We start from the raw sequence: 24,052 nt of genomic DNA on the forward strand, positions 1-24,052 counted from the left end.
CATGGCAATTGTTCGTTAACGAAACGACCGACGTGGGTGATATCAAGCTGTAATAGAGGAACCGAGAGCGCGCCTCCGATGGAAGCGCTTCCAAAATCGATCCCCCTGCGTGAAATCAGTAGGATGGCGCCATGGCAGATTCATCGTTCGACATCGTCAGCAAGGTCGACCACCAAGAGGCGGAGAACGCCCTCAACCAGGCCCGCAAAGAGGTCGAGCAGCGCTACGACTTCAAGGGCACCGGCGCTTCGGTCGAGTGGAGCGGCGAATCGATCCTGATCAAGGCGAACACCGAAGAGCGCGCCAAGGCTGTGCTCGACGTGTTCCAGTCCAAGCTCATCAAGCGCGGCATCTCGCTGAAGAGCCTCGAGTCGGGCGATCCCTTCGCCAGCGGCAAGGAGTACCGCATCGTCTCGACCCTCAAGGACGGCATCTCCTCGGAGAACGCGAAGAAGATCGGCAAGATCATCCGCGACGAGGGCCCCAAGGGCGTGAAGAGCCAGATTCAGGGCGATGAACTGCGCGTGCAGTCCAAGAGCCGTGACGACCTGCAGTCCGTGATCACGCTGCTCAAGGGCTCAGACCTCGACGTCGACCTGCAGTTCATCAACTACCGGTAACAGACCTCTCTGACCAGGGGTTTTCCTGGTTTAGTCCGCAGGGAGTCCGCAGAAAGTCATGATTGACCCTGCGCAGCGCGCTCCTGTGACTCCAGGTATCGACTCTCGTCCCGCTGCAGTATCTCCTCGACCATTGCGAGTCGCTCCGGCTGTCCGTGGAACGTCGCGCGGTGCTGACGAGCCCGCTCATGATGCCAATGCCACCACTCATCTGCGGGCAGATCCCCCCGCCCTCCGCCCGACGGCATGCGCGCGGGGGTCGAATCCGCTTCGGCAAACGCCACCAGACCGCTGAACGGCACGAGGATCATGTCGTAGTGAGCGACGTACTCAAGCTCGCCTCGCGCGATCGCGTCGCTCAGCGTATCGTCGTCGACCTGCAGCAGCACGGCAGCGGTCTCGAGATCGTACGTCGGATAGATCTGCCAGCGCAGCGCCTCAACCGCGTACCTGCCTGAGTCCTCCTCCGGCATCCTGCCCTCGCTAATCAACCAAGCCTTCTCGCGTTCCAGCATCCGCATCCACGCTTCGAAGGCAAGCCGGTTGATCCGGTAGCTCGCATCGGCATGATCCACGCGTCGAGGGTAGCGTGACCACGGGGGCACTCTACCTGCGCATAGCGTGCCCTCCGCGCCACGCCTGAGCTTAGGGTTGCAGCGAACTTATGTCACCGGATGACACCTACACGCCGCAGCCTCAACGCGTGTCCCGGCCGCATACGCGCAGCTCTCCCGCGCGCTCGATCAGCGCGCACCAGAATGCAACGGAATCGACCTCTTCACTGCCGACACCATCACCGCGGCCGACATCGAAGTACTAAAGCTGATCTGCGCGAGATGCGACGTCGCGCTCCTCTGCTGGCAGTACGCGAAAGCCTCGAAAGCCAAGGTCGGATTCTGGGCAGGCAAGAACTACGGGCTCGGCGCAGGGCGCACCCAGCAGAAGGCCGCCTGATGCCCGCACCACTCGCCGCAGAGACCCGCCGCGCCGTCGCCGACGACATTCGCGCAGGGCTCGGCCGCAACGCCATTGCGAGGAAGCACTGCGCCCTCCCCCGGCTACGTCAGCAAGATCGCCCGGGATAAACACCTGTGGTTTGAACGGTGCACCCATACAGCTCTTGCCAGCGTAAATCGCAAAGCCGATCTCGAACTCATCCGCATCAACCGCGAACACGAACTCTTCCTCGAATACCCGGCGCCCCCCAAACTCAACGCCTCGGCGACGGACAAGAGACGAAAGCAGCCAGGCGCCTCGGCTGCGAGCTCTACGACATCAACCGGCACCATCGTTAGTGCGCTCTGGGCCATGATTGCACCATGGAAGATTTCCCATGGGCGCAGATCATCATCGCGGTCTCCACACTGATCGCGGCATTCGTTGGCTACTTGCTCGCGGGCGTCAACGAGGCCCGCAGAGATCGCCGTGTCCTGGAACGGGAACGCACAAACCGTGCAGAAGAGCACCGTGACGCAGCAGTCCGGGCGCGCCACGAGTTCCAACTCGAGACGTTGCTTGCACTGCAAGATGTGGCAAGTTCCTCACATACGGTCGCTTCCCATGATCGCTCGTCGAGCAGGGACGGCTTGTTAGGGCGCGCGACTGCCCATGCTCGGCGGTCAATCTGCTGCAGCACTTCGACGCTCGGCCTGGTTCCGCTGTGCGCGGCTTCCCACTCTGCGATCAAACGGACTCGATTTGTCTCGATCTGCGCCGATCGCCGAGACATCGGCGCGACTGCGGCGGTCAGCTCCGCGATCTCCCCGTCCGCACCGATCGTGTAGCCGTGACGGGCGAGTGCGGCGATCCATTGCGTGTCTGTGCGGGCGGCGAGCTCACCCTCGGCATTGATGACGGTGTGGAACTTCATCGCGACTCGTGAATCGACGTTGGTCCATTTGCCGTCATCACCACGCACTTTCACGTTCAGCCAAAGGTGCCGATGCGCGTGCGGGTCGAGAGCGCAGGATCGACGGTGTTGCAACTCGACGACCTCGAGCCGAGCGATGGGCTCGCGAATGAGCCCGCCGTGACCGCGCCGCGCATTCAGCTCGCGTTGCCAAAGTGTTATGACGCGGTCGCGGATGCGATCCTGAAGCGCTTCGAACTCTGCTGCCAAATCCGGATGCAGCAACGCGGCGATGCTGTACGACTTGGGGTGATTCAGCGTTCCGTCCAGGAGCAGGTCTGCATCGGGTCGCATGAGGGACGTGCCGCGCTGCTCCCCCGTGACCGGATCATTGCCGGTGAGCCACACCCGTAGTCCGCCTGCCGAGAGCTCGTCGGAAGTAACCACTCCGCCCTCGACAACGAAGCGCGCCACCGTCGAGTCGCCAGCGCCACTGTAGGTCTCGAGCGCCTCGATTACGGGAGAGTGAGGCAGGTGGGCATCGCATCTTCCCTCGAAGGCGTAGGCGATCGCGTGGCGAACACCGCGCGAATCGCCACCTCGTTTCCAGCGCTCCAAACCACCTCGCACAGCACCAAATTACTTCATTTTTGAGTCACATGTAACTAGGAATCACTATTGGTGCCTGCGTGCATTGTCTTGATTGCCGTGCCGTTCCGATTCATCTCTGAGCTCGTGGACGTGATCCGGGCCAGCGTCTACCGAAAGGTCCTCTTCACCGGCGTCGATGGCGAACCCTGCTGGTCTGCGCTGGATCTTGATTGAGAAGGCGCGTTGTTCTTACAGGATGGCACGCTTGCGTTGTTCGATGCGGTCGCGGACCACCTACCTGCTGCAGCGCTCCTCGGCGGGTGGGGTGCGCCAGGTGAGGGCAGCGCCAATGATCGTGATGACACCCGCGATGTCGTAGCTTGCCACGGTGTAGGTCCACAGTGCAGCCTCGCCAGCAAGCTGTGCGTCGCTGAAGACGTGGCTCACGATGAGCACCGGCCCGAGCACCAACAGTATTCGTCCCAGACGCACGAGCCGGCGATGCGTCCGTTCTCTGCGGGATGACGCCGATATCGGTGCCGACGAGAGCGATGAGACGTCAGCAAGATGACGGAGGTGCCGCATTGAATCCGTGTGACGCCCGCCTGAGTGTGAGCGTGTCATTGGAACATCGCCCCGATGGCGAGGTAGCTCGCGATCGTCACGAGTATCAGGGCGATGGTCGCGGCGGCGATGAAGATCGCCGGGTTGCTGAGCGGGTTCTTTCTCTGATTCATGATGTCTCTCGTAGTCCGAAGAGTGCCGTGGCGTTAACGGGCGGGGCTGAGGACGGTGGTGTCGTCGGGGGTAATCTCGACGATCCCGCGTTCATCGACAAGGACGATTCGTTGATCGCCGATCGCGGCGAAGGCTTGCACGGCACCGTCGACGGCCTCGAGGCGCTGCCAGGTCTGGTCAGCGTTCTGTTCCCAGAGAGCGCCGTCCGTACCGACTCCGACGAGGGCACCGTCCGAGCGTGCGTCGAGCGCATAGAGGAGCGGCGCATCGTCAACGGGGACGAATGTCACGCCGTCGTCGTCGCTGCTCAGGAGTCCTTCTTCGGCTGCGGCGTAGATGCCGTTGTCTGTGGCGACGAGATCGGCCGCTCCGAGCGACGCTCCTGTCGTCCATTCGTGGCCGCCGTCGGTGCTGATGAGGAGGTCGATGTCGCTGGACGCGATTCCGTAGAGAGTGCCGTCGGGGCCGGCGGTGAGGACGTGGAAGTCGGTGCTGCCGTTCAGCGCGACGGGTGACCATGTTTGGCCGTAGTCGTCGCTTTGGATGATGCCGAGGTTGGGGGTGCCGAGTTCTGCCGCGGTGTCGGGTCCGGGGTGTCCGGAAGCGAACAAGGTGTCCTCAGTGATCGTGAATCCCATCGCGTCGAAGTCGTGACCGCCGATGGGACCGGAGACGTCACCGGCTGGGGTGACGGTGAAGATGCCGTTGTGGGTGGCGACGAGTAAGTCAGTGCCGCGGGGGTCTTCGGCGATGCCGTGGACATGCTCGATACGGGGCGTGGCCGCGTCGGGTTCGGTGATTTGGGTGCTGGTGCATCCGGTCATAACCAGAGCGAGTGCGGCGAGTGTGGTCAGGGGCAGGAGGTGGTTCATGGGTGCTCCGAGAGAAGTAAGTAGAGGACCTACGAGGCGGCAGATCACGGGTCGTAGGGTGAGGCTGAGGGGTTCGCGTCGGGACCTGCTGCGTGAGGTTCCCGCGGGGGCGGGCGGGCCGTGTCGGGTGTCGGCCCGCCCCGGGTGGGTCAGAGCTCGTTGAGGAGGTCCTGCATGGTGGCGATCTCGGCGGTTTGATCGTCGATCACCTGCTGGGCGAGGTCGAGGACCTCCTGGTTCTGACCGTCTTCGAGAGCAGTGCGCGCCATATCCACGGCGCCGTCATGGTGCACGATCATCTGCTCGAGGAAGATGCGGCTCGCTTGCGTCGCATTTGCCTCTTCCAGTGATGCCATGTCTTCCTCAGACATCATCCCGTCGCCGGAGTCGTCCATCGAACCGTGATCCATGCCGCCCATGCCGTCCGGGTCGTACTCGACGCCCCAGTCGTCCAGCCAGCCGAGCATCAGCTCCATTTCCGGGCCTTGGGCATCCTTGATCTGCTGGGCGAGCTCAGCAACGGCCGGGTCGAGTCCGTCCTTTGCCAGCACGATGTCGGCCATCTCGATGGCCTGCTGGTGGTGCGGAATCATCATCGTGACGAACATCTCGTCGGCATCATTCGCCGTGGCGGTCGATGAGGTGTCCGACGATGCGGTGTTTTCGCCTGTCGGCGCGGATGCGTCTGAGCAGCCGGTGAGAACGAGGGCGAGACTGAGCACGCCAGTGCCGAGGGCAAGGGGAAGCTTCTTCATGAGTAAATCCTTCGAATGAGTCAGATATGAGGGGTCGTGGACACAGCGCCGCGCAGAGGCGACGCCGAGGTGTCGGCAAGATACCGACGGAGACCGATCAGGTTCGACTAATCGAGAGGAATATGAGTGAGGGTGTGCGCGGCAGGACGCTCACAGCCCGCAACCGCAAAGACGACACCAGTGCCTGCAGGGGCGGGCCGAGATGCTCCAGAAGCATCGGGCGAAACAGCAGAAGAAGACCTGCAAGCAATGCGAGGACGCACGCGGTGACCATGTCCGAATGGCTTTGCCCTGTTCCCATCAGACACGTGTCATCACACGCGATAGCGCCGCTGGTTCCGGAGGCGGCTGCCATCGAGGCGGAGTGGTCGGTGGCCGTTGACACCGTCGCGGAATGGTGGGCGTCGTGGCCTGCCACGTCGGTGCTGAAAGTGTGCATGCCGAGCAGCCCCACGATGATCATGAGTGCGGCACCCGCGATCAGCAGAAGAGCGCGCAACGATAGCTGCTGACGCGCGATGCGTAGCGTGATCTGCATGCTCGGCCCTCCGCTCCTTCTCCCACGCTAACACCCCGGCTCCGCGAACACCCTGGGGAGATGCTCACCGCCGACGGTTGAGTGATGGGCCTGACGCAATGCGCGGACCTCGCTCATCAAACGGTCACGCGATGGTGGTGAAGCCTGTTCCGCTCACTCTACAGGAATACCCCAGGGGGGTATATGGTTGTGCGTGTCAGAGTCGAATCGCAAAGCCTGAAAGAGGAACACACCATGTCCGATTCCCCCGCTGGATCCTGCTGCAGCAACAACAATAACGGTGCGGTCGCCGCCGATGGGCGCAAGGATCTGCTCGCTCCGTCCGCGGACGAGCTCGCTGAATGCCCGGTGATGGTTGGCAGCACCGTCGTCAAGGCAGATGCAGAAGTCGCGGGCCTGTTCCGTGACTACGAGGGCACCCGCTACTACTTCTGCTGCGCAGGATGCGGCCCCCGCTTCGACGCGGACCCCGCAAAGTACGTCGCAGCCGCCTAAACACACCCCACCCGTGCGGCACGCGCACCAAACACCCCTGCACGGCATCACCATTCCGAGGAGGATCGACCCATGAGCAACTCGCACCACGACGGCGTTGAACACACCGACGGACATCACAAGTCACACACACCCGCGGAGCACGAGTCCCATCACGAGATGGCGCATCATGCCCATACGGACGTGGTCGATGCCGCCGCAGAGGGCTCCTCGCACCTTCCACATCCCGACACGATGTCGCACGGTACGCACGGTGCCCAGGGAGGGCACGACGCTCACGGGTCCAACGAGGGGCACGGTGGTCATGCGGGGCACGGGGACCATGTCGGGCAGTTCCGCCGGTTGTTCTGGATCATGCTCGTCCTGGCGGTCCCGACCGTTGCGCTGTCGGGCATGTTCTCGATGATCCTCGGCTACACCCTCCCGGACATTCCCGGGATCATGTGGGTGTCCCCGGTACTGGGGACGGTGATGTATGTCTGGGGCGGGAAACCGTTCCTCGTCGGCGCCGTCAGCGAGATCCGCTCCCGAAAGCCCGGGATGATGCTCCTCATCGGTCTCGCGATCACGGTCGCATTCCTCGCGTCCTGGGGTGCAACTCTCGGGGTGCTACATCACGAGCTCGATTTCTGGTGGGAGCTGGCGCTCCTCATCGTCATCATGTTGCTCGGTCACTGGATCGAGATGCGCTCCCTAGCACAGACCACCTCCGCCCTCGACTCTCTGGCTGCACTCCTGCCAGATGAAGCGGAGCGTGTCGAGAACGGTGAAGTCGTCGTCGTCTCACCCACCGACCTCGTTGTCGGCGACGTCGTCGTCATCCGCCCCGGGGGCAGCGTGCCCGCAGACGGCCGCATCGTCGATGGACGCGCGTCGATGGACGAGTCCATGGTCACCGGCGAATCCCGCACCGTCACCCGCGGCACCGGCGATCCGGTCACCGCGGGCACTGTCGCCACCGATTCCGGACTGCGTGTCGAGATCTCCGCGACCGGCGACGACACCACCCTCGCAGGCATCCAACGCCTGGTGACCGAAGCACAGAACTCCTCATCCCGTGCCCAGCGCCTGGCCGACACCGCCGCTGGATGGCTGTTCTGGTTCGCGCTCGGATCTGCGGCCATCACCGCACTCGTGTGGACGCTGGTGGGCTTCCCTGATGCCGCCGTCATCCGCACCATCACGGTCCTGGTGATCGCTTGCCCGCACGCGCTCGGGCTTGCGATCCCTCTGGTGGTGTCCATCGCGACCGAGCGAGCAGCGCGCGGCGGTGTGCTCGTGAAGGATCGTCTGGCGTTGGAGAGCATGCGCACCGTCGACACGGTGCTGTTCGACAAGACTGGCACCCTCACGAAGGGCGAGCCCAGCATCTCCGAAGTGTCAGTCACCGAAGGGAACGACGCAGACAATGTGCTTGCTCTGGCGGCCGCAGCCGAGGCTGACAGCGAACATCCACTGGCGAAGGCCATCGTCCGGGCCGCCGCCGAGAAAAAGCTCGCAGTGCCCGGAAGTCGCGACTTCACCTCGTCTCCCGCCGTGGGCGTCACCGCAACCGTCGACGGCACCACGGTCCGCGTCGGTGGACCACACCTTCTCACGGAGGAAGGCGCGGACGAACTCCCCATCGCCGACGCCTGGCGCACGGACGGCGCGATCATCCTGCACGTGGTTCAAGACGGACGTGTGATTGGTGCGCTGAAGCTTGCCGATGAAGTGCGTTCGGAGTCGCGCGAAGCGGTCGACGCACTACACGCCCTCGGCGTGCAAGTGGTCATGATCACCGGAGACGCAGAAGCCGTTGCAAACGCGGTGGCTCAGGACCTCGGCATCGACCGGGTCTTCGCCGGGGTGCGTCCCGAAGACAAGGCCGCGAAGGTCCAAGAGCTCCAGCGAGAAGGTCGGAAAGTCGCGATGGTCGGCGACGGCGTCAATGACGCTCCCGCGCTCGCCCAGGCTGACGTTGGGCTCGCCATCGGGGCGGGCACTGATGTCGCTATCGCCTCGGCCGGTGTCATTCTCGCCAGTGACGACCCCCGCTCCGTACTCTCGGTGATCGAACTCTCCCGCGCCGCGTACCGGAAGATGAAACAGAACCTCTGGTGGGCCGCAGGCTACAACCTCATCTCCGTCCCGCTCGCGGCCGGCGTCCTCGCCCCCATCGGGTTCGTGCTGCCGATGTCCGTCGGCGCCGTCCTCATGTCACTTTCCACAATTGTCGTCGCCCTCAACGCCCAGCTGCTGCGCCGCCTCGACCTTCGTCCCGACACCACGACCCGCGCCATCCTCGACCGATGACCACGATCGATCCGCGACCGCGACACGGCCGTCCCGCAGGTGTCTCGCAGCCCCGTGACGCACGAGACAGTTGTCTCTTCCGGACGCGACGGCGAGTCAGTCGTTGGCGACAAGGCTTGAGGCGAGGTCCGAGTCGCGAATGAGTGGGGGGTGGAAGAGCCCGGGCGCATCACCCCAGACTGCCCAGCGCGGCAATCTGCTCCGAGCTGGCCGTCCTTGCCATCAACCCGCTCGGCACGCGTGAGTGCCCGCGTCGTGGAATACGTCGGCGCGCAGCGTCGGCGCTATGCCGCGAAAGCGCGGGCACGGAAGCGGGGTGAGCGGGTACCCTCGAATGGCGCCGGCGAAGTCAGCCAAGACTGCACGGTACTGCGAATGCGAATGCGAGTCCGCGTCCAGTCCGCAAAAAGTCCGCAAAACCCTCCGCGCACGCCTCTGAGGCCCGTCCCACGACAACCGAAAATCCGCGGAATTCCAAGGATCTCACCTGCGGGCAACCACTGGCAAACACCCCAATGCAGTTCATCAACTACCGCTAAACGCCGCCCACCCGACGAGCCAGCGCTCGAGCCGCGCATAGGCCTCATCTCGCGCGACCTTGCGTGAGAGGAAGATGTCGTGCAGCGCGCCGTCGATCCGCTCGACGGTCACGGAGTGGCCCAGCTTCAGCGCACGCTCGGCGATGTCTTCGACGACGAGCACGGTGTCTGCGGAGGTCAGTTCCTCCGACCACCTGGTCGGCAGCGCTGAGCGCGCCGAGAGCATCACGCACACCGGCGCCGTGATCGCCAGGCCTGCCGCAACGGTTCGGTGCCCGTGCAGGATCGCCCGCAGCCAGCCCGCGTGCACGGGCATCGCCGGCACTGGCCGCCAGGCGGGGTTCGTTTCCATCACGTCATCCGGATCCATGACAGCGGCCTGCGCCCTCGCGTAGAACCCCAGATCGATCTGCGGCGCGGCTTCCATCGGACGCAACCGCGCCTGCAGCTCGACCATCGGCGCGATCGCGGCCCGCAGGGGCGCGATCTGGAATTCCAGCCACGGCGAGTTGAGGACGACGGCGTCCGCCGCATCCGGATGCCGTGACGCCCACAGGCTCAGCACGAGGCCACCCGTCGAGTGTCCCATCAGTATGAGTCTGCGTGCACGCGCAGACTCGCCGGCATCCTGCCTCATGACCTCGAGGGCCGCGGCGATGTCTTCGTCGTACGTCGCGAGATCGGCGATGTATCCGGGCGCCTGCCCCTCGCGCAGGCTGCGACCGTACTTGCGCAGGTCGAGCGCGAAGAATCGCGCGCCGCGCGCCGTCCAGAATCGGGCGAGCCGCTTCTGGAAGAAGTAGTCAGACCAGCCGTGCACGTAGAGCACGTCAACACCGTCGAGCATCGGATGCCGTGGCTCGACGGACTCGCCCCGAAGCCGGGCGACGAACCGCTCCCACCCCGAAGGCGGCGGTGGCGGCGGCGCAGGCAGAGCCCGCACGAGCGTTGCGACGACCTCGCCCTGTTCGTCCGTTCCGAGCGGGAGGGTCCGCTGCTCGAACTCGTCGCCCAAGACATCCGGAACCCATTCGGTCATGAGGCCAATGCTCGCACAGCCACCGGAACCGCACGCGCCGGAGGACCGTCAGTCCTCGCGGTTCAGATACTGCAGCACGGCGAGCACCCGCCGGTGCGCATCGGAGTCAACAGCCAATGACAGCGCATCGTAGATGCGCGAGGCGTGCTGCACGACCGCCTTCTCAGTCAGGAAGAGCCTGCCGGCGATCGATGCGTTGCTGCGCCCCTCTGCCATCAGCGAGAGCACCTCCTGCTGCCGGGCGGTCAAGGATCCCACGGCGGAGTCCGACCGGCTGGCACGAGAGACCATGACCGCAACGACATCCGGATCGATCGCCGTACCGCCCTCCGCGACACGGCGAAGATCGCCCAGGAACTCATCGACGTCGGCGATGCGCTGTTTGAGGAGGTAGCCGATACCGCCGGTCTGGCCGGAGAGCAGCTCCACGGCATACCTGCGCTGCACGTGCTGCGAGAGCACCACCACCGCGGTCTGCGGCATCCGCGCGCGGATGCGCAGAGCCACCCGCAGGCCATCGTCGGTGAAGCTCGGCGGCATCCGGATGTCCGTCACGACGAGATCAGGCCGGTGCTCTTCGACGGCGCGCTCGAGCGCGGGCGCATCTGCGGCCGCATCGACGACCTCGAAGCCGGCATCGCCCAGCATCAATTCGAGCCCGCGCCGCAGGAGCGCCTCGTCTTCTCCGATCACAACCCGCATGGGATCTCCGCTCGTACTGTCGTGCCGCTGCCGTCTGGGCTCTCGATATGCACGGTGCCGCCCAGAGCTTGCACGCGCTCGACCATTCCGGTGAGGCCGAAACCGTGCCCGACGCGTGCTCCGCCATCGCCGTTGTCTCGCACCTCGACGTGCAGCACGTCGCCATCGCGACCCAGCTGGACGGCGATGGCACCGGCGCGCGAGTGCTTGATGGCGTTCGCCAGCGCTTCGGCTACGACGAAGTACGCGGTGCTCTCCACAACCGGGGAGCATTCGTTGTCGGCGACGTTCAGGTCGAGGGTCGTGGGTATCGGCATCCGATCGACGAGGTCCTCGGCCGCCGCAGACAGCCCGCGCTGGGAGAGGGCAGCCGGCATGACCGAATACACCACCTCGCGCAGTCCTGACGCTGCGGCATCGATTCCCTTGCGCAGCTCGGTCGCGCGCTCGCGCACTGTCTCTTCGTCGGTGCCGACGTGCGCGATCTGCTGCGCCTCCAGCGCCAGAAGCACGAGCTGCGCCTGCAGCCCGTCATGCAGATCCTGCGCGATGCGGCGCCGCTCGCGGTCGGCGACCTCGACCAGCCGCTCCCGCGACGCCTGCAGCGCGCGACTGCTCGCCAGAAGCTCGGCGATCAACCTCTCACGGTCAAGCGCGATCGCCACCACCCGGCCAGCGGTGCGCACGAGCCCTGGCTCGGCCAAGAGCGCGATATCGCACGAGATGGCGCCGATCCTGCGTCCATCCAGCTCGACGGGTTCGACCAGGCGATGCGCGTGCTGGCGCTCGGAGGTCACCTCGACTCCCTCGGTGTCGACGTAGCCTTCGCGAGCGGGCACCCAGAACCAGACTTCGAGCGTAGGGTCACCGAGCGTGCGGGCGAGCGCTGCGCCGATCGCCGGTTTCACGCTGCCGACTTCGCCGAGCCAGACGCCGAGCTCTTCCAGCTCGCCGGTCCTTGCCACGCCTCCGCGCAGCGTTCCGAGCGCGAAAGCGATCGGCACGCCGCAGAACACCAGCAGCTGTAGAGCCGCAACATCCGTCGGCGCCCAGCCGAGCACCGGCCCCAGGACACGGGAGGCGAACAGCAGCACGCTCAGCGCGACGATCCCGTACCCGTAGAGCGGCACCAGGACACGGCGTTCCACTGCGGTCGATCGCCGCAGGCGATCCGCGAGCACGAGGAGGGTGCTCATCAAGACCGCGAAGCCGACGACCTCCTGCACGGCCCCGCCCCACTGCTCGAACGCGGGGACATCAACGATCATCAGGCCAGGAGCCGCAGCATCCGGTGCGAAGAGGTAGCGAGGCAGTTGCAGGAGCGACGAGGTGACATACGCGGCGATCACGGTCGCGCGCGCGACCGCTCCCCGCACGCGACCGGCGGGAAATGCCAGCAGCAGGTGCACGAATCCGGCAAGAGGCATGCTGCCGGCGATGGTGCCGAGCGCAGCAAGGGCTGCGATATCCGTGTTGCCGAGCCCGCCCAGAAGCATCCAGGCGCCCGTGAGCAGGATGAGCGCGCCCATCCGATTGCTCGGCCGATAATGCCAGGCGAGAACGCCTGCGGCGAGATAGATCAGGACGTTGATCGGGAAGAGTGCGAGCACCGGGCCGAGCGGCCCGTGAAGGGGCAGCAGCGCCACGAGAGCAGTGTCGAGCAGCACTCCCGCGCACAGGATCACGAAGAGCGCGCGATCGAAGGACCGCCGTATCGGTGCGCTCGCGCCCGTGCTCATCTGGATGGGTTCCTCGCCGTGGAAGGGTGTGCGTTCGCGCTCGACGCCGTCTCATCATGACCGCGTTCTCTGCGCAGGTGCAAGTGCCGTGCGAGTGTTGCGGGAGGCCACCGCGATTCTGGCGACCTAGGTCTCTATCTGCCCTGCATCGAGGTGCATACGCTACCGAACATGGGCTTTCCACGCGTGTCTTCGGCCGGTACGAGACGAGGTCGTCGCGCGCGGCGTGCGGGTGCTGCCGTCGCACTCGCGGCGGCCGTCGCACTGACCGGCTGCACCGGAGCCGAGGTGTCGGAGAGCACGCCGTCATCGACAGCTCAGACCGCCGAGGACAAGGCGATCAGCACTGTGCTGACCGACCTCACCCAGCGGGAGTTCGAGCAGAAGCGGTTCACCTCACTCGTCGCCCAGGTGATGGTCGACGGGCGCGTGATCGACACCGTGACGTACGGCGAATCGATGACCGGCTTCCCTGTCACCGAAGACGGGCGCTTCCGCAATGGGGCTGTCGCCATCATGTACGTGGCGGCGACCATGCTCGCAATGGCCGACGAAGGTCTGATCGATATCGACGAACCGATCTCACGCTGGCTTCCCGACCTGCCCGGCGGCGATCAGGCCACCCCGCGGATGCTGGCATCGATGACCTCGGGATACCCCGATCATGTCGCGAATGCTGACTTCCTCACCGCGCAGGCAGCAGACCCGTTCCGCGCGTGGACCGAGAAGGAGCTTCTCGCCTACAGCGCGGCGAGTCCTCGGCTCTTCGCCCCGGGTGAGAACTGGGACTATTCGCACGCCGGGTACATCATCCTCTCTCATGTGCTCGAGGCGGAGAGCGGTAAGACACTCGCGGAGCTGGTCGAGAAGTACGTCCTCGACCCGTTATCACTCGAGGGCACGGTGGCAGACGTCACCGCCCATATTCCGAACCCCGTCGTGCACGGTTTCACCGCCGAACGAGGGATCTTCGAGGACTCGACCTACTGGAACCCCTCGTGGACACTCCCCCACGGCGCTATCGAAACCACCACGATCGATGACATGACCTCGAGCTTCGATGCCATCGTCGGGCGCGGAGAGCTGCTCAGCGATGAGTCGCACCAGGCGATGATCTCGACCGATCTCGTCGGCTTCGGCGCCCCGCTCGAGGGATGCCGCTCCTGTCACACGCTGACCGAGGAATGGACCTACGGACTCGGGGTGTTCCTCCGCGACGACTGGGTGATGCAGACCCCGCTCTTCGGCGGGTACCAGGCCGCCGTTGCCACCCTGCCCGAGGCGCAGTCCCCGATCGGGTCGGTGACGGTCTCTGTCTCGGTCGCGCCAGGAGCCCAGAGCTACACGACAGACGAGTGGAACGGGAACCTCGAGAACTACGCCGCAACGCTCGCGACCCAGCTCGCTTCTCAGATCGTGCCCGAGAATCCCCCACCCGCACCCACCACCGCACCCGCGCACTGACAGACCCAGGAACGCAGACATGATGAAGAACTCCACAGCTCTCCTGGCGGCAGCCGTCAGCACCATGCTGCTCGTGAGCGGGTGCAGCGCCACGAGCCCCGCATCCTCCGGCCCGTCGGCCACGTCGACTTCCGCGGCGACAGATGCCGCGCCAGAATACGCTGCAGCGCTCGAGGCGAAGATCCCCGAGATCATGACGCAGAACGCGATCCCCGGGGTCGTCGTGAAGGTCCTCTCTCCGAAGAACGGCGACTGGTCCGCGACCTTCGGCACGGCGGAGCTCGGCAAATCCGTGCCGATGTCGATGGATGACTTCTTCCGCATCGGGAGCAACACGAAGACGATGACCTCGACCGTCATCCTGCAGCTGGTGGGCGAAGGGCTGCTCTCACTCGATGACCCGATCTCGAAGTTCCGCCCCGATGTGCCGAACGGCGAGAGCATCACGATCGCTCAGCTCTCTGAGATGCGCAGCGGCCTGGTCAGCTACTCGTTCGATCCCGCTTTCAACGCGACCCTTGACGAGGACCCGCAGAAGGCATGGACGCCAGACGAACTGCTCGCGATCGCCTTCGCGTATCCCGCGAGCTTCGCCCCCGGCACGCAGTACGAGTACAGCAACACGAACATCGTGCTGCTCGGGCTCGTCATCGAGCAGCTCACCGGCATGTCGGCATCCGATGCCTTCCAGGAGCGGATCTTCGAGCCGCTGGGCCTGAAGAACTCGTCACTGCCCGAGCCCTCGGATGCGGCGATCCCCTCGCCCCATGCGCAGGGATACCAGTTCGGCACCAACGTCGAGACGATCGACTCCTACGCCGTTCCCGCCGATCAGCTCCCGGCGGCGCTCGACGGCACCCTTGCACCGATCGATCAGACCGACGCCAACCCCTCATGGGCATGGACCGCCGGTGGCGCGATCTCGACTCCCGATGATCTCGCCGTCTACGTCAAGGCGCTCGTCGGCGGCGGCCTGCTCGATGACACGATGCAGAAGATCCGCCTCGACAGCGTGCAGCCCACCGTTACGGGCCAGACCGGCGGCGTCGGCTACGGACTGGGAATCGCACAGTTCGCGCCGGGCGTCCTCGGCCACGACGGCCAGCTCCCCGGCTACTCGACGTTCATGGTCTACAACAACACCACCGATGACACGATCATCGTCGGAGCGAACCTCTCGGCGTCTCCCGTCGACGGCGAGACGGCGGCTGTCGTGGTCGCCAAGGCGATCATCGCGGCCCTCTACGGAGCATCCGCCGTGCCCACCAGCAACCCCGCAGCCCCAGAAACTCCTCCCGCAGGCTGAGTCGTGCCCCTAGACTGAGCGCAGCATCGTCGAGAGGACCCTCACACATGTCGCACCGCCGCAGTTCATCCTTCCGCGCCGGGGCCTTGGCTCTCGCTCTCGGCACCGCTCTCGCTCTCGCTGGCTGCTCGTCCTCCGGTGGGACCGACGAGGAGTCCGGGGTGATCGCCCCCGTCATCGTGAACATCGGTGAGATCGACGGCACGACCGTTGAGGTCACCAAGGGCAACGCGATCGACCTCACCGGCGATGACGAGACCTTCACCGACTGGACCGCCGAGATCGCGGACGAGAAGATCGTCGAGTTCACGCCGGGCAAGGACGACGGCAGCGCTCAGTTCAACCCGGGCCTGACCGCACTCGAAGTCGGTGAGACCGAGGTCACGCTCGACAACTCGAGCAGCGACGAGTCGGTGACCTTCACCGTCGAAGTCACCGCACCCGCGAACTGACGGGCGACGTCACTCGCCGCGAGAGATCCGCACCATCTCGTCGCGAGGGACGACCTTGACGCGCGCGCGCTCGTGCGGTGCCCCGAGTGCGACTTCGTGCTCGTCGAGGCGGTGCCAGCCGTCGAGGTCGGTCCACTGGATGCCGCGAGACTCGAGGAGCGCGGGAATCGCAGCCTCGGAGGGGTCAGCGGGATCCCACCAAGACCCCTGATCGTTCACGAGGTGCTGCACGGTCTCCATGGCGTCGGACTTGGTGTGGCCGATGAGACCCACCGGTCCCCGCTTGATCCAACCGGTCGCGTAGATGCCTGGGACGCGCTGGTTGGAGTCCTTGGCGATGACCTGCCCCTCGCGGTTCGGGATCACACCGTGCTTCTTATCGAACGGCACGTCCTTCAGCGGTGAGCCGAAGTAGCCGACCGCGCGGTACATCTGACCGATCGCCACCTCGCGTAGCTCGCCGGTGCCGGTCATTCCCCCGGAGCCGTCAGGCTTGGTGCGCTCGTAGACGATCGCTGCGACCTTGCCCTCAGCATCCGTCTTGATCTCGACCGGCTTGGCCCAGAAGTGCAGGTGAAGGCGGCGACTCGCTTTCCCTTCGACCGCTGAGCCTGTCGAAGCGTCAGGGAGCGAGGAATAGTTGTTCACCGACGGACGCGTGCGCCACTGCTGCAGGATGCGGTCGATGACCTTGACCTGCTTGTTGCTGGCGATCGCCGCGAGGGATGCTTCGTCGTAGTCGAAGTCCTCGTCGTAGATGACCGTGTCGACATCACGCAGCTCGCCGAGCTCGCGCAGCTCGAGCGGGGTGAACTTCACCTGCGCGGGGCCACGGCGACCGAAGATGTGGACGTCGGTGACCTTCGAGCCCTCGAGCACGGTGTGCACGTTGTCGGGAATCTCGGTGGGCAGCAGGTCTTCGGCGTGCTTGGCGAGCATGCGCGCCACGTCGAGCGCGACGTTGCCGTTGCCGAGCACGGCCACCGACTCGGCATCCAGCGGCCATTCGCGCGGCACGTCGGGGTGACCGTCGAACCAGCTCACGAAGTCTGCGGCACCGTAAGAGCCCTCGGCGTCGATTCCAGGGATGTCCAGCGTCGTGTCGCGGATCGCGCCAGTGGCGAAGATCACGGCGTTGTAGTGCTTCTTGAGGTCGTCGAGCGTGATGTCCTCGCCGAAGCGCACGTTGCCGAAGATGCGGATGTCGCCGCGGTCGAGCACGTCACGGAGCGCGTTGATCACGCCCTTGATGCGGGGGTGGTCGGGTGCCACGCCGTAGCGGACGAGGCCGTAGGGCGCCGGCAGCTGCTCGAACAGATCGATCGACACGTCGAAGGAGCGCTCGGTCTTCAGCAGGATGTCAGCGGCATAGATGCCGGCGGGTCCGGCTCCGACGATGGCCAGGCGGAGTTTGGTCATGAAAGTCCTTTCGGATGCTGCAGCGAAGAGCCTGATCGACGATAGAGGGCGATCAACTGCTGCGGTCTGCGAGAGTCTCTGCGAAGCGTGTCAGCGCCTCGCGCACCGTGCCCTTGGGCAGCGGAGCCAATGCGTCGATGGCGTCACGCGTCCACGAGCGGGCAAGGTCGAGCGTCTTCTGCGTGACCGCGTGATCGCGCAGTTCGGCGAGCGGCTGGTCGAGGATGACGGCATCCTCACCGGCGGCGATCCGCTCCACCCCGTCGTCGATGCGGGCTGCGAGATCGGCGGACGCGGCATCGGTCTCTGCCTTGAGCAGCAGGTATGGCATGGTGGGAACGCCGGCGCGCAGATCGGTGCCTGGAACCTTTCCGGTCTCTTCGGGGCTAGCCGAGAGATCGATCACATCGTCGAGCAGCTGGAATGCGATGCCGACCTTCTCGCCGTACAGACGCAGCGGCTCGATGCACTCCTCCGGCGCGTTCGAGAAGATCGCACCGCCCTGCGTCGCCGCAGCGATGAGTGAGCCGGTCTTGTCGGCCAGCACCTGGATGTAGAACTCGATCGGATCGTCATCGGGCTGAGCGCCGACGGTCTCGTGGAGCTGGCCCATCACGAGCCGCTCGAAGGTGTCGGCCTGCAGGCGGATCGCCCTGGTGCCGTGCTTCGCCATGAGCTGGCTCGCGCGAGAGAAGAGGATGTCTCCGGTGAGGATGGCGACGTTGTTGCCCCACACCGCCTGCGCCGCAGGAACGCCACGGCGACGGTCAGCGCCGTCCATGACGTCGTCGTGATAGAGCGAGCCGAGGTGGGTGATCTCCAGCGCCTTCGCGATGTCGATCACTGCCGGGATGTTGCCCTCGCCGAGCTGCGCGGTCAGCAGCGTGAGCACGGGACGGATGCGCTTGCCACCGGCCTCGTACAGATAACGGGCGGATGCGTCGACGAGAGAGTCTGCAACGCGCAGGTCTTCGGACAGCCCGTTCTCGACGAGTTCGAGCCCGTCCTCGATCTGACGCGCGACACGACGCGCAGCAGGGCCCAGGAACACGCGGTCGCTGAAGCCCAGACGGTTCGCAAGGCGCGAACCCGGGGCAGCGGGGCTCGAAGTCACGGTGTCCACCCTACCCGCGGCTCACTCAGGCTTCGTCATCGGAACGGAGGCGGGTTTGACCGCGCGGTGCAGTGCGACGATGCCGAACGTGAGGTTGCGGTACTCGACGTTCGTCCAGCCCGCCTGCCGGATCCATGCCGAGAGCTTGCTCTGATCGGGCCAATCGCGGATCGACTCGTTCAGATAGTCGTAGGCGTCGCTGTTGGTACCGGCCAGACGAGCAACGCGCGGCAGCACCTGGGCGTTGTAGAAGCGGTAGAGGCCGCGGAACAATGTGCCAGGAGGGGTGGAGAACTCGTTGATCACGAGGCGACCCCCGGGCTTGGTCACCCGGAACAGCTCGGCGAGCGCCTTCTTCGGCTGCTGCACATTGCGCAGCCCGTACGACATCGTGACGGCATCGAACTCATCGTCGGCGAACGGCAGGTTCATGGCGTCTGCCTCGACGAAGCTCAAGTTCGCCAGGTGTCCGTGGCGGCGCTTGCCTTCAGCAAGCATCCCCGGTGAGAAATCGGCCGCGACGACATCGGCGCCGCTTGCGGCAAGGGATGCCGACGAAGAAGCTGTTCCTGCCGCGAGGTCGAGGATCCGCTCACCGCGACGGGGCGCGACCGCACGAGTGGTCGCCGCGCGCCAGAGTGCGTCGTTTCCGAACGTCATGACCGTGTTCGTACGGTCGTAGCCAGCGGCCACCTGATCGAACATGCCGCTGACGCGCTGCGGGTCTCTGCCGAGGTCGGCGCGATTGGGCTGGCTCATCCGACCAGTCTAGATCGACCGCGCTGTCTGCGCGCGGCGCCGGCGAAGGGCGCCCCGCCGCCTAAACTGGATGGGTGAGCAGCACCCGCCTGGTCGTGCAGACCCGTGAGTTCGACCCGGTCGACGATCTGCTGGCCTACGCGCATCCGCACTCCCCCCTTGCGTGGCTCCGGCGCGGCGACGGCATCGTCGCCGTCGGCGACAGCGCCCCGGTGACCATCAGAGTGCCTGCTGATCGCGGCCCGCTGCGCAGCGCCGTGATCGCAGAGTCGTGGCGCGCGCTCACCGACGCCGCGGAGATCAATGACCCTGTGCAGTTGCCCGGTACCGGTTTGGTCGGGTTCGGTGCGCTGACCTTCGACGAGGGCTCAGCGGCCGACAGCGTGCTGGTCGTACCCTCGATGATTCTGGGGCGCCACCGGGGACGCGGCTGGATCACCCGCATCGCGGTATCCGGAACGGAGCTCCCCGGCGATCAGCCGGGTGCTACTCTCTCGCCCGTCGCCTACGGACCGCACTGGGCGGGAACCGTCGGCCCAGGGCGTCAGAGTCCGGCTGGCTACCAGGCCTCCATTCGTGACGCTCTGGAGCGGATCGGCGCAGGAGAGGCGAGCAAGATCGTGCTCGCCCGCGATCTCGAGGGCACGATCCCCGCAGGCTCCGACCTCCGCCGCCTCGTGCGCGAGCTCTCGACGGGCTACCCCGACACCTGGACCTTCGCGGTCGACGGACTCATCGGCGCAAGCCCCGAGACCCTCGTCACCGTGCAGGATCGCACGGTGACCGCGCGGGTGCTCGCAGGAACCATCGGGCGCGGTGCGGATGCCGATGAGGATGCCGCAGCATCCGCTCGTCTTGCCGCGAGCGTCAAAGACCTCGACGAGCACCAGTACGCCGTGCGCTCGCTTCTGGAGTCGCTGCGGCCGCACGTGCGGGCGATGGCATCGAGCGAGCAGCCCTTCCTGCTGAAGCTTCCGAACCTGTTCCATCTCGCCACCGATGTCGAAGGCGAGCTGTCCGCAGGAGAGTCCGCGCTCGATCTCGTCGGAGCCCTGCACCCCACCGCCGCCGTCGCGGGCACCCCCACACCCGCCGCGGTCGCGGCGATCCGAGAGCTCGAGCCCTTCGACCGCGGCCGCTACGCGGGGCCGGTCGGCTGGATCGACGCGAACGGCAACGGTGAATGGGCGATCGCCCTGCGGTGCGCACAGTTCTCGGCTGGGGACGACACGATCGCCGTGACCGCGCACGCGGGTGCGGGCATCGTCGCCGCGAGCGACCCCGAGACCGAACTGCTCGAGACCAGGGTGAAGTTCCGCCCGCTCGTGGACGCGCTGGCCTAACTCGCGGCGAGCCGCTTCTTCTCGGCCTCGATGTCGAAGTCGGCACCCGGCCACTGCGGGTCGATCGCTTCGATCGTCTCCAGCAGCAGCTCCTGCACCGCGAGGCGCGCGTACCATTTGCTGTCGGCGGGCACGACGTACCAGGGGGCATGCTCGGTGGAGGTGCGCTCGAAGACCGTCTGATAGGCCTGCATGTACTTCGGCCACAGCATCCGCTCGTCGACGTCGCCGGGGTTGTACTTCCAGTATTTGTCGGGGCGCTCGAGCCGCTCCATGAGCCGTTCCTTCTGCTCGCCTGGCGAGATGTGCAGCATGACCTTGATGATGCGGGTGCCGGATGCCGCGACCCGCGCCTCGAACTCGTTGATCGCGCCGTAGCGGCGCTCGATCTCCTCGGCCGGAGCGAGCTCGCGCACGCGCCCGATCAGCACGTCCTCATAGTGCGAGCGATCGAACACGCCGATGTACCCGGTCTGCGGCAGGCGCTTCTCGACGCGCCAGAGGAAGTCATGCGCGCGCTCCTCGGCGGTGGGCGCCTTGAACGCGGCGAGCTCGACGCCCTGCGGGTCGACGGCGCCTACGACGTGCCGGACGATGCCGCCCTTGCCCGCCGAGTCCATCGCCTGCAGCACGAGCAGCACGGAGTCGGTTGCGTCACCGGTGCGGCTCTGCGCGAACAGCCGCTCCTGCAGTTCGCCCAGCGCGTCGAGCCCGACTGCGAGATCCTCCTCGCCGTCGCCCTTGTCACCGTCGTAGCCGGGCTGGCTGCCGGGATCGACGTCCCCGAGCCGGAACCCCTTTCCCACTCGCAGGATCTCGGTTGCGTCGGCAGACCACCCTCGCTCGCTCATGCGTACATCCTGCCCCAGGGCGGGCGTGCGCGAGCGCGGGCGGGGCGTCCAGGTCGCAAATTGTGTCGGTATGCGGCGCTCAGAACGGCATAAATCGCGACCCAGAGTGGGGCTGGCGCCCGCCCCAGAGCGAGGTTGACACGGGCTCAGCGCGAGAGCGGAACCTCGATGATCTGGCGGCCCACGACGGGAGAGGTGAGCGCCTGATCGAGCGCGGTGCGCGTGGTGATGCGCTGATAGTCCCAGCCGTAGGCGAGGGCGAGCTGTTCGAGCTGCGCAGTATGCGGCGTGTAGAACGCGCGGTCGAGATCTTCCCGAGGGGCGGATGCGGCGACCTCGAGCGAGTCGAAGATCGTTCCTCCGCCGTCGTTTCCGACGATGACCTGGATGCGCGGCTCCTGTTCATCGGGCGGCAGCAGCAGAGAACCGACATCATGCAGGAAGGCGAGATCGCCGAGCAGCACGCGGGTCACGCCCGCCGCACCATCTGCCTGACTCGCGATCGCGATGCCCAAAGCCGTGGCGATCGTCCCGTCGATTCCGGCGAGTCCCCGGTTCGCATGCACCGGCACCTTCTTACCGCCGAGCACAGCGTCGGCGACGCGGACGAGCCTCGAAGATCCAAACATCAGGCGGTCGTGTGGCCACGTCGCGCGCCAGACGGCGTCAACGAGCAGTGCGCGGTCGAGCGGGCGGCGGACCGCATCGAGTTCTGCGCGCACCGCATCGCGGCGGGCAGCGAAATCAGTGGAGTGCAGTCCGTCGTGATCGGGAGCATCTTCGCTGAGGTCGATGACGGATGCCGCAGATGCCCGCATCCATTCGCCCAGCCACGCCCGGTCAGAGGCCCCCGCGCTGACAGTGACGGATGCCGCCGCACGCGTGCGGCCGTTGAGATTCAGCGCCTCGCCGCCAGAGCGCACGGCAATGACCTCGACATCGTCTCGCTTCAGGAGGGCTGTGACTTCGCGGCTGACTGTGGGGTGTCCGAGAACGACGACGCGCTCGATGCGCGCGCCGAGATTCTCATCGCTGAGGTGCGCGCGGTAGCCGTGCACGACATAGCGGCCGAAGCGAGAACCACTGACAATCTCGGCGATGAGCGGCCACGACCCCGCGTGCGAGATCTCTTCGGCCGCGGCCCCGGCGTCGGCACCAGCCACCACGACCGTGCGCGGGCCGAGTTCGAGAACGAGCGGTTCGCCGGTATTCGACGTCGGCGTCTCACCTGGGGTCGCAACGAAACCGGCAGGAAGCGCACCAGAGAGCGGCTCCCTGGTGGGAAGGTTCAGGTGCACGGGGCCGGGAACGCCCGTGAGGGCAGTGGGCGCAGCATCCACCCCCATCGCGGCGGTGACGGCACCCTGGCCAAGGCCGTCCCAGATGCCGTCCCCCGGCACCGGCGCGTCGCGCTGCCAGCGCACGAACGCGTCGAACATTCCGGGCTGGATGGTCGCCTGATTCGCGCCGACGCCGCGCAGCTCCGGCGGGCGATCGGCGGTGAGTAGAAGCAGCGGGATGCCGGAATGGAAGGCTTCCATCGTCGCGGGAAGCAGGTTCGCCGCGGCGGTTCCGGAGGTGCAGATCACCGCAACCGGTACGCGAGTCTCTCGGGCGATGCCGAGGGCGGTGAAGCCGGCGACCCGCTCGTCGATCCGAATATGAACGCGGATGGCGCCCTCGCGGGCGAAGTGCATGGCGGCGAGCGCGAGCGCCTGCGAGCGCGAACCCGGTGAGATCACGACGTCGCGAACGCCGTGGGCGACGAGCTCAGCGAGCAGGGATGCCGCGGAATCCGCAGCGGGTGATGAGGTCATGAACGAGAGTCCGCGGCAGGGCCGTCGGTCTCATCGTCGAGGCGCGCGAGTTCTTCTTCGAGACGGCGGATGCGCTCGTCCTGCTCGTTCTTGCCGAGGCTGCGCAGGAACTCGGGGTTGTCGTCGGGGGCGAGGGAGCGCAGCTTCTGCTCGTCACTGCGACGGCGCCGACCGATCACGAACCACAGGATGCCGCCGAGCACCGGGATCAGAACGACGATCGCGATCCATGCCCCCTTGGGCACGCCGCGATGCCGCGTCGCCGGCTGCACTGCACAGTCCACGATGCTGAAAACCCAGAAGACGAGAGCCAGAAAACCCCCGACGATCAGTACTCTTGCCACGACCCCAGTCTAAGCCGGTTATCTTTCGCGCGGTCAGTCAGCGCCGAGGTCACCCCACCGCAGCCCGCTTAGACTGGAACGATGAAGAAGCTGCCACCCCTCCTCGTCTATTCGGTATTGAGGCTGCTGGCGTTCCTGGTTCCGCTGGCGATCATGTGGCTCTTCTTCCCGATCATGCGCGAGCTCTGGTACTTCACGGTGGTCTTCGCGGCGCTGATCGGCATGAGCATTTCGATCATCTTCCTGCGAAAGCCGCTCTCCAGCGCATCGGCAGAGATCTACGAGCAGCGCGAAGCACGGACGGGTACGCGTTCGAGCGTGGCCGCGCAGGATGCTGACGCGGAAGACGCAGCTCTCGACGAGACTCCTGCGGAAACGCCTGCGGGCGAACCGCCCCGCGAGAGCTGAACC

Annotated in this window: 25 protein-coding genes; 10 read left to right on the forward strand and 15 right to left on the reverse strand. The window is 65.9% G+C overall.

Annotated elements, in window-relative coordinates; translation table 11 throughout:
- The first annotated feature begins 131 nt into the window (after positions 1-131).
- On the forward strand, positions 132-620 hold the full coding sequence (locus ACN0RC_RS03145; protein WP_417508735.1) for a YajQ family cyclic di-GMP-binding protein: 489 nt from the start codon (positions 132-134) through the stop codon (positions 618-620).
- A gap of 56 nt (positions 621-676) precedes the next feature.
- Here the strand turns inward: ACN0RC_RS03145 and ACN0RC_RS03150 are convergent, their stop codons facing one another.
- Entirely contained in the window at positions 677-1,195 is a 519-nt protein-coding gene (locus ACN0RC_RS03150) for a hypothetical protein (protein ID WP_417508737.1), read from the reverse strand.
- A 193-nt stretch (positions 1,196-1,388) separates the two neighbouring features.
- Here ACN0RC_RS03150 and ACN0RC_RS03155 point away from each other — a divergent pair, with 193 nt between their 5' ends.
- Complete coding sequence (locus tag ACN0RC_RS03155; RefSeq protein WP_417509612.1) at positions 1,389-1,574, forward strand: WhiB family transcriptional regulator; 186 nt, start codon at positions 1,389-1,391, stop codon at positions 1,572-1,574.
- Positions 1,574-1,705, forward strand: a complete 132-nt coding sequence (locus tag ACN0RC_RS03160; protein ID WP_417508739.1) for a hypothetical protein — start codon at positions 1,574-1,576, stop codon at positions 1,703-1,705. The genes ACN0RC_RS03155 and ACN0RC_RS03160 overlap by 1 nt, the downstream gene beginning before the upstream one ends.
- 299 nt (positions 1,706-2,004) lie before the next feature.
- Here the strand turns inward: ACN0RC_RS03160 and ACN0RC_RS03165 are convergent, their stop codons facing one another.
- The 5 genes from ACN0RC_RS03165 to ACN0RC_RS03185 form a co-directional block, all read right to left on the reverse strand.
- Positions 2,005-2,943 (reverse strand): relaxase domain-containing protein, encoded by a 939-nt coding sequence (locus ACN0RC_RS03165; protein ID WP_417508741.1) that lies wholly within the window; start codon positions 2,941-2,943, stop codon positions 2,005-2,007.
- 411 nt (positions 2,944-3,354) lie between these two features.
- A complete protein-coding gene (locus tag ACN0RC_RS03170) occupies positions 3,355-3,507 on the reverse strand; it encodes a hypothetical protein (RefSeq protein WP_417508743.1) in 153 nt (50 codons plus the stop codon).
- 323 nt (positions 3,508-3,830) lie between these two features.
- A complete protein-coding gene (locus ACN0RC_RS03175; protein WP_417508745.1) occupies positions 3,831-4,670 on the reverse strand; it encodes a F510_1955 family glycosylhydrolase in 840 nt (279 codons plus the stop codon).
- A gap of 149 nt (positions 4,671-4,819) precedes the next feature.
- Positions 4,820-5,425: a DUF305 domain-containing protein gene (locus tag ACN0RC_RS03180; protein WP_417508746.1), complete on the reverse strand. Its 606-nt coding sequence runs from the start codon at positions 5,423-5,425 to the stop codon at positions 4,820-4,822.
- Between the two features lie 97 nt (positions 5,426-5,522).
- On the reverse strand, positions 5,523-5,963 hold the full coding sequence (locus ACN0RC_RS03185) for a DUF6153 family protein (RefSeq protein WP_417508748.1): 441 nt from the start codon (positions 5,961-5,963) through the stop codon (positions 5,523-5,525).
- Positions 5,964-6,197: 234 nt separating this feature from the next.
- Between ACN0RC_RS03185 and ACN0RC_RS03190 the strand changes: the two genes are divergently transcribed.
- Both ACN0RC_RS03190 and ACN0RC_RS03195 read left to right on the forward strand, forming a co-directional pair.
- Positions 6,198-6,458, forward strand: coding sequence for a YHS domain-containing protein (locus ACN0RC_RS03190; protein WP_417508750.1), 261 nt, complete (start codon positions 6,198-6,200; stop codon positions 6,456-6,458).
- A 72-nt stretch (positions 6,459-6,530) separates the two neighbouring features.
- Positions 6,531-8,753, forward strand: a complete 2,223-nt coding sequence (locus tag ACN0RC_RS03195; protein ID WP_417508752.1) for a heavy metal translocating P-type ATPase — start codon at positions 6,531-6,533, stop codon at positions 8,751-8,753.
- Between the two features lie 525 nt (positions 8,754-9,278).
- Here ACN0RC_RS03195 and ACN0RC_RS03200 read toward each other — a convergent pair.
- The 3 genes from ACN0RC_RS03200 to ACN0RC_RS03210 are packed head-to-tail and all read right to left on the reverse strand — an operon-like array spanning position 9,279 to position 12,772.
- Entirely contained in the window at positions 9,279-10,331 is a 1,053-nt protein-coding gene (locus ACN0RC_RS03200; RefSeq protein ID WP_417508754.1) for an alpha/beta hydrolase, read from the reverse strand.
- Positions 10,332-10,379: 48 nt separating this feature from the next.
- Positions 10,380-11,033, reverse strand: a complete 654-nt coding sequence (locus ACN0RC_RS03205; protein ID WP_417508756.1) for a response regulator transcription factor — start codon at positions 11,031-11,033, stop codon at positions 10,380-10,382.
- On the reverse strand, positions 11,021-12,772 hold the full coding sequence (locus ACN0RC_RS03210) for an ATP-binding protein (RefSeq protein ID WP_417508758.1): 1,752 nt from the start codon (positions 12,770-12,772) through the stop codon (positions 11,021-11,023). The genes ACN0RC_RS03205 and ACN0RC_RS03210 overlap by 13 nt, the downstream gene beginning before the upstream one ends.
- Positions 12,773-12,943: 171 nt before the next feature.
- Between ACN0RC_RS03210 and ACN0RC_RS03215 the strand changes: the two genes are divergently transcribed.
- The 3 genes from ACN0RC_RS03215 to ACN0RC_RS03225 are packed head-to-tail and all read left to right on the forward strand — an operon-like array spanning position 12,944 to position 15,994.
- Positions 12,944-14,236: a serine hydrolase domain-containing protein gene (locus tag ACN0RC_RS03215; RefSeq protein ID WP_417508760.1), complete on the forward strand. Its 1,293-nt coding sequence runs from the start codon at positions 12,944-12,946 to the stop codon at positions 14,234-14,236.
- Positions 14,237-14,255: 19 nt separating this feature from the next.
- Positions 14,256-15,542 carry a serine hydrolase domain-containing protein gene (locus tag ACN0RC_RS03220; protein ID WP_417508762.1) on the forward strand — a complete coding sequence of 429 codons (1,287 nt, stop codon included), beginning with the start codon at positions 14,256-14,258 and terminating at the stop codon, positions 15,540-15,542.
- A 47-nt stretch (positions 15,543-15,589) separates the two neighbouring features.
- Complete coding sequence (locus ACN0RC_RS03225; protein ID WP_417508764.1) at positions 15,590-15,994, forward strand: hypothetical protein; 405 nt, start codon at positions 15,590-15,592, stop codon at positions 15,992-15,994.
- A gap of 9 nt (positions 15,995-16,003) precedes the next feature.
- Here the strand turns inward: ACN0RC_RS03225 and ACN0RC_RS03230 are convergent, their stop codons facing one another.
- From ACN0RC_RS03230 to ubiE, 3 genes are read right to left on the reverse strand one after another with little or no spacing between them, the layout of a single operon-like run.
- Positions 16,004-17,413 carry an FAD-dependent oxidoreductase gene (locus ACN0RC_RS03230; RefSeq protein ID WP_417508766.1) on the reverse strand — a complete coding sequence of 470 codons (1,410 nt, stop codon included), beginning with the start codon at positions 17,411-17,413 and terminating at the stop codon, positions 16,004-16,006.
- Between the two features lie 52 nt (positions 17,414-17,465).
- Positions 17,466-18,527: a polyprenyl synthetase family protein gene (locus ACN0RC_RS03235; protein WP_417508768.1), complete on the reverse strand. Its 1,062-nt coding sequence runs from the start codon at positions 18,525-18,527 to the stop codon at positions 17,466-17,468.
- 21 nt (positions 18,528-18,548) lie between these two features.
- Complete coding sequence (gene ubiE, locus ACN0RC_RS03240; RefSeq protein ID WP_417508770.1) at positions 18,549-19,286, reverse strand: bifunctional demethylmenaquinone methyltransferase/2-methoxy-6-polyprenyl-1,4-benzoquinol methylase UbiE; 738 nt, start codon at positions 19,284-19,286, stop codon at positions 18,549-18,551.
- 74 nt (positions 19,287-19,360) lie between these two features.
- Between ubiE and ACN0RC_RS03245 the strand changes: the two genes are divergently transcribed.
- A complete protein-coding gene (locus ACN0RC_RS03245) occupies positions 19,361-20,629 on the forward strand; it encodes an isochorismate synthase (protein ID WP_417508772.1) in 1,269 nt (422 codons plus the stop codon).
- On the opposite strand, the gene ACN0RC_RS03250 is transcribed toward ACN0RC_RS03245, so the two are convergent.
- The 3 genes from ACN0RC_RS03250 to ACN0RC_RS03260 form a co-directional block, all read right to left on the reverse strand.
- Positions 20,626-21,480 carry a polyphosphate kinase 2 family protein gene (locus ACN0RC_RS03250; protein ID WP_417508774.1) on the reverse strand — a complete coding sequence of 285 codons (855 nt, stop codon included), beginning with the start codon at positions 21,478-21,480 and terminating at the stop codon, positions 20,626-20,628. The two genes, ACN0RC_RS03245 and ACN0RC_RS03250, sit on opposite strands and share 4 nt — an antisense overlap.
- Positions 21,481-21,626: 146 nt before the next feature.
- Positions 21,627-23,297 carry a 2-succinyl-5-enolpyruvyl-6-hydroxy-3-cyclohexene-1-carboxylic-acid synthase gene (gene menD, locus ACN0RC_RS03255; protein WP_417508776.1) on the reverse strand — a complete coding sequence of 557 codons (1,671 nt, stop codon included), beginning with the start codon at positions 23,295-23,297 and terminating at the stop codon, positions 21,627-21,629.
- On the reverse strand, positions 23,294-23,641 hold the full coding sequence (locus ACN0RC_RS03260; protein WP_417508778.1) for a PLD nuclease N-terminal domain-containing protein: 348 nt from the start codon (positions 23,639-23,641) through the stop codon (positions 23,294-23,296). Before ACN0RC_RS03260 ends, menD begins: the two co-directional genes overlap by 4 nt.
- A gap of 81 nt (positions 23,642-23,722) precedes the next feature.
- Between ACN0RC_RS03260 and ACN0RC_RS03265 the strand changes: the two genes are divergently transcribed.
- Positions 23,723-24,049 carry a DUF4229 domain-containing protein gene (locus tag ACN0RC_RS03265; RefSeq protein WP_417508780.1) on the forward strand — a complete coding sequence of 109 codons (327 nt, stop codon included), beginning with the start codon at positions 23,723-23,725 and terminating at the stop codon, positions 24,047-24,049.
- Positions 24,050-24,052 lie beyond the last annotated feature (3 nt).

The organism is Microbacterium sp., assembly GCF_048259935.1.
Taxonomy (GTDB): domain Bacteria; phylum Actinomycetota; class Actinomycetes; order Actinomycetales; family Microbacteriaceae; genus Microbacterium.

Excerpts from the sequence above, each read along its gene's own strand:
- ACN0RC_RS03145 (WP_417508735.1), top strand. The coding sequence starts at position 132 with ATGGCAGATTCATCGTTCGACATCGTCAGCAAGGTCGACCACCAAGAG.
- ACN0RC_RS03160 (WP_417508739.1), top strand. The coding sequence starts at position 1,574 with ATGCCCGCACCACTCGCCGCAGAGACCCGCCGCGCCGTCGCCGACGAC.
- ACN0RC_RS03175 (WP_417508745.1), bottom strand. The coding sequence starts at position 4,670 with ATGAACCACCTCCTGCCCCTGACCACACTCGCCGCACTCGCTCTGGTT.
- ACN0RC_RS03180 (WP_417508746.1), bottom strand. The coding sequence starts at position 5,425 with ATGAAGAAGCTTCCCCTTGCCCTCGGCACTGGCGTGCTCAGTCTCGCC.
- ACN0RC_RS03185 (WP_417508748.1), bottom strand. The coding sequence starts at position 5,963 with ATGCAGATCACGCTACGCATCGCGCGTCAGCAGCTATCGTTGCGCGCT.
- ACN0RC_RS03190 (WP_417508750.1), top strand. The coding sequence starts at position 6,198 with ATGTCCGATTCCCCCGCTGGATCCTGCTGCAGCAACAACAATAACGGT.
- ACN0RC_RS03195 (WP_417508752.1), top strand. The coding sequence starts at position 6,531 with ATGAGCAACTCGCACCACGACGGCGTTGAACACACCGACGGACATCAC.
- ACN0RC_RS03200 (WP_417508754.1), bottom strand. The coding sequence starts at position 10,331 with ATGACCGAATGGGTTCCGGATGTCTTGGGCGACGAGTTCGAGCAGCGG.
- ACN0RC_RS03205 (WP_417508756.1), bottom strand. The coding sequence starts at position 11,033 with ATGCGGGTTGTGATCGGAGAAGACGAGGCGCTCCTGCGGCGCGGGCTC.
- ACN0RC_RS03210 (WP_417508758.1), bottom strand. The coding sequence starts at position 12,772 with ATGAGCACGGGCGCGAGCGCACCGATACGGCGGTCCTTCGATCGCGCG.
- ACN0RC_RS03215 (WP_417508760.1), top strand. The coding sequence starts at position 12,944 with ATGGGCTTTCCACGCGTGTCTTCGGCCGGTACGAGACGAGGTCGTCGC.
- ACN0RC_RS03220 (WP_417508762.1), top strand. The coding sequence starts at position 14,256 with ATGATGAAGAACTCCACAGCTCTCCTGGCGGCAGCCGTCAGCACCATG.
- ACN0RC_RS03225 (WP_417508764.1), top strand. The coding sequence starts at position 15,590 with ATGTCGCACCGCCGCAGTTCATCCTTCCGCGCCGGGGCCTTGGCTCTC.
- ACN0RC_RS03230 (WP_417508766.1), bottom strand. The coding sequence starts at position 17,413 with ATGACCAAACTCCGCCTGGCCATCGTCGGAGCCGGACCCGCCGGCATC.
- ubiE (WP_417508770.1), bottom strand. The coding sequence starts at position 19,286 with ATGAGCCAGCCCAATCGCGCCGACCTCGGCAGAGACCCGCAGCGCGTC.
- ACN0RC_RS03250 (WP_417508774.1), bottom strand. The coding sequence starts at position 21,480 with ATGAGCGAGCGAGGGTGGTCTGCCGACGCAACCGAGATCCTGCGAGTG.
- menD (WP_417508776.1), bottom strand. The coding sequence starts at position 23,297 with ATGACCTCATCACCCGCTGCGGATTCCGCGGCATCCCTGCTCGCTGAG.
- ACN0RC_RS03265 (WP_417508780.1), top strand. The coding sequence starts at position 23,723 with ATGAAGAAGCTGCCACCCCTCCTCGTCTATTCGGTATTGAGGCTGCTG.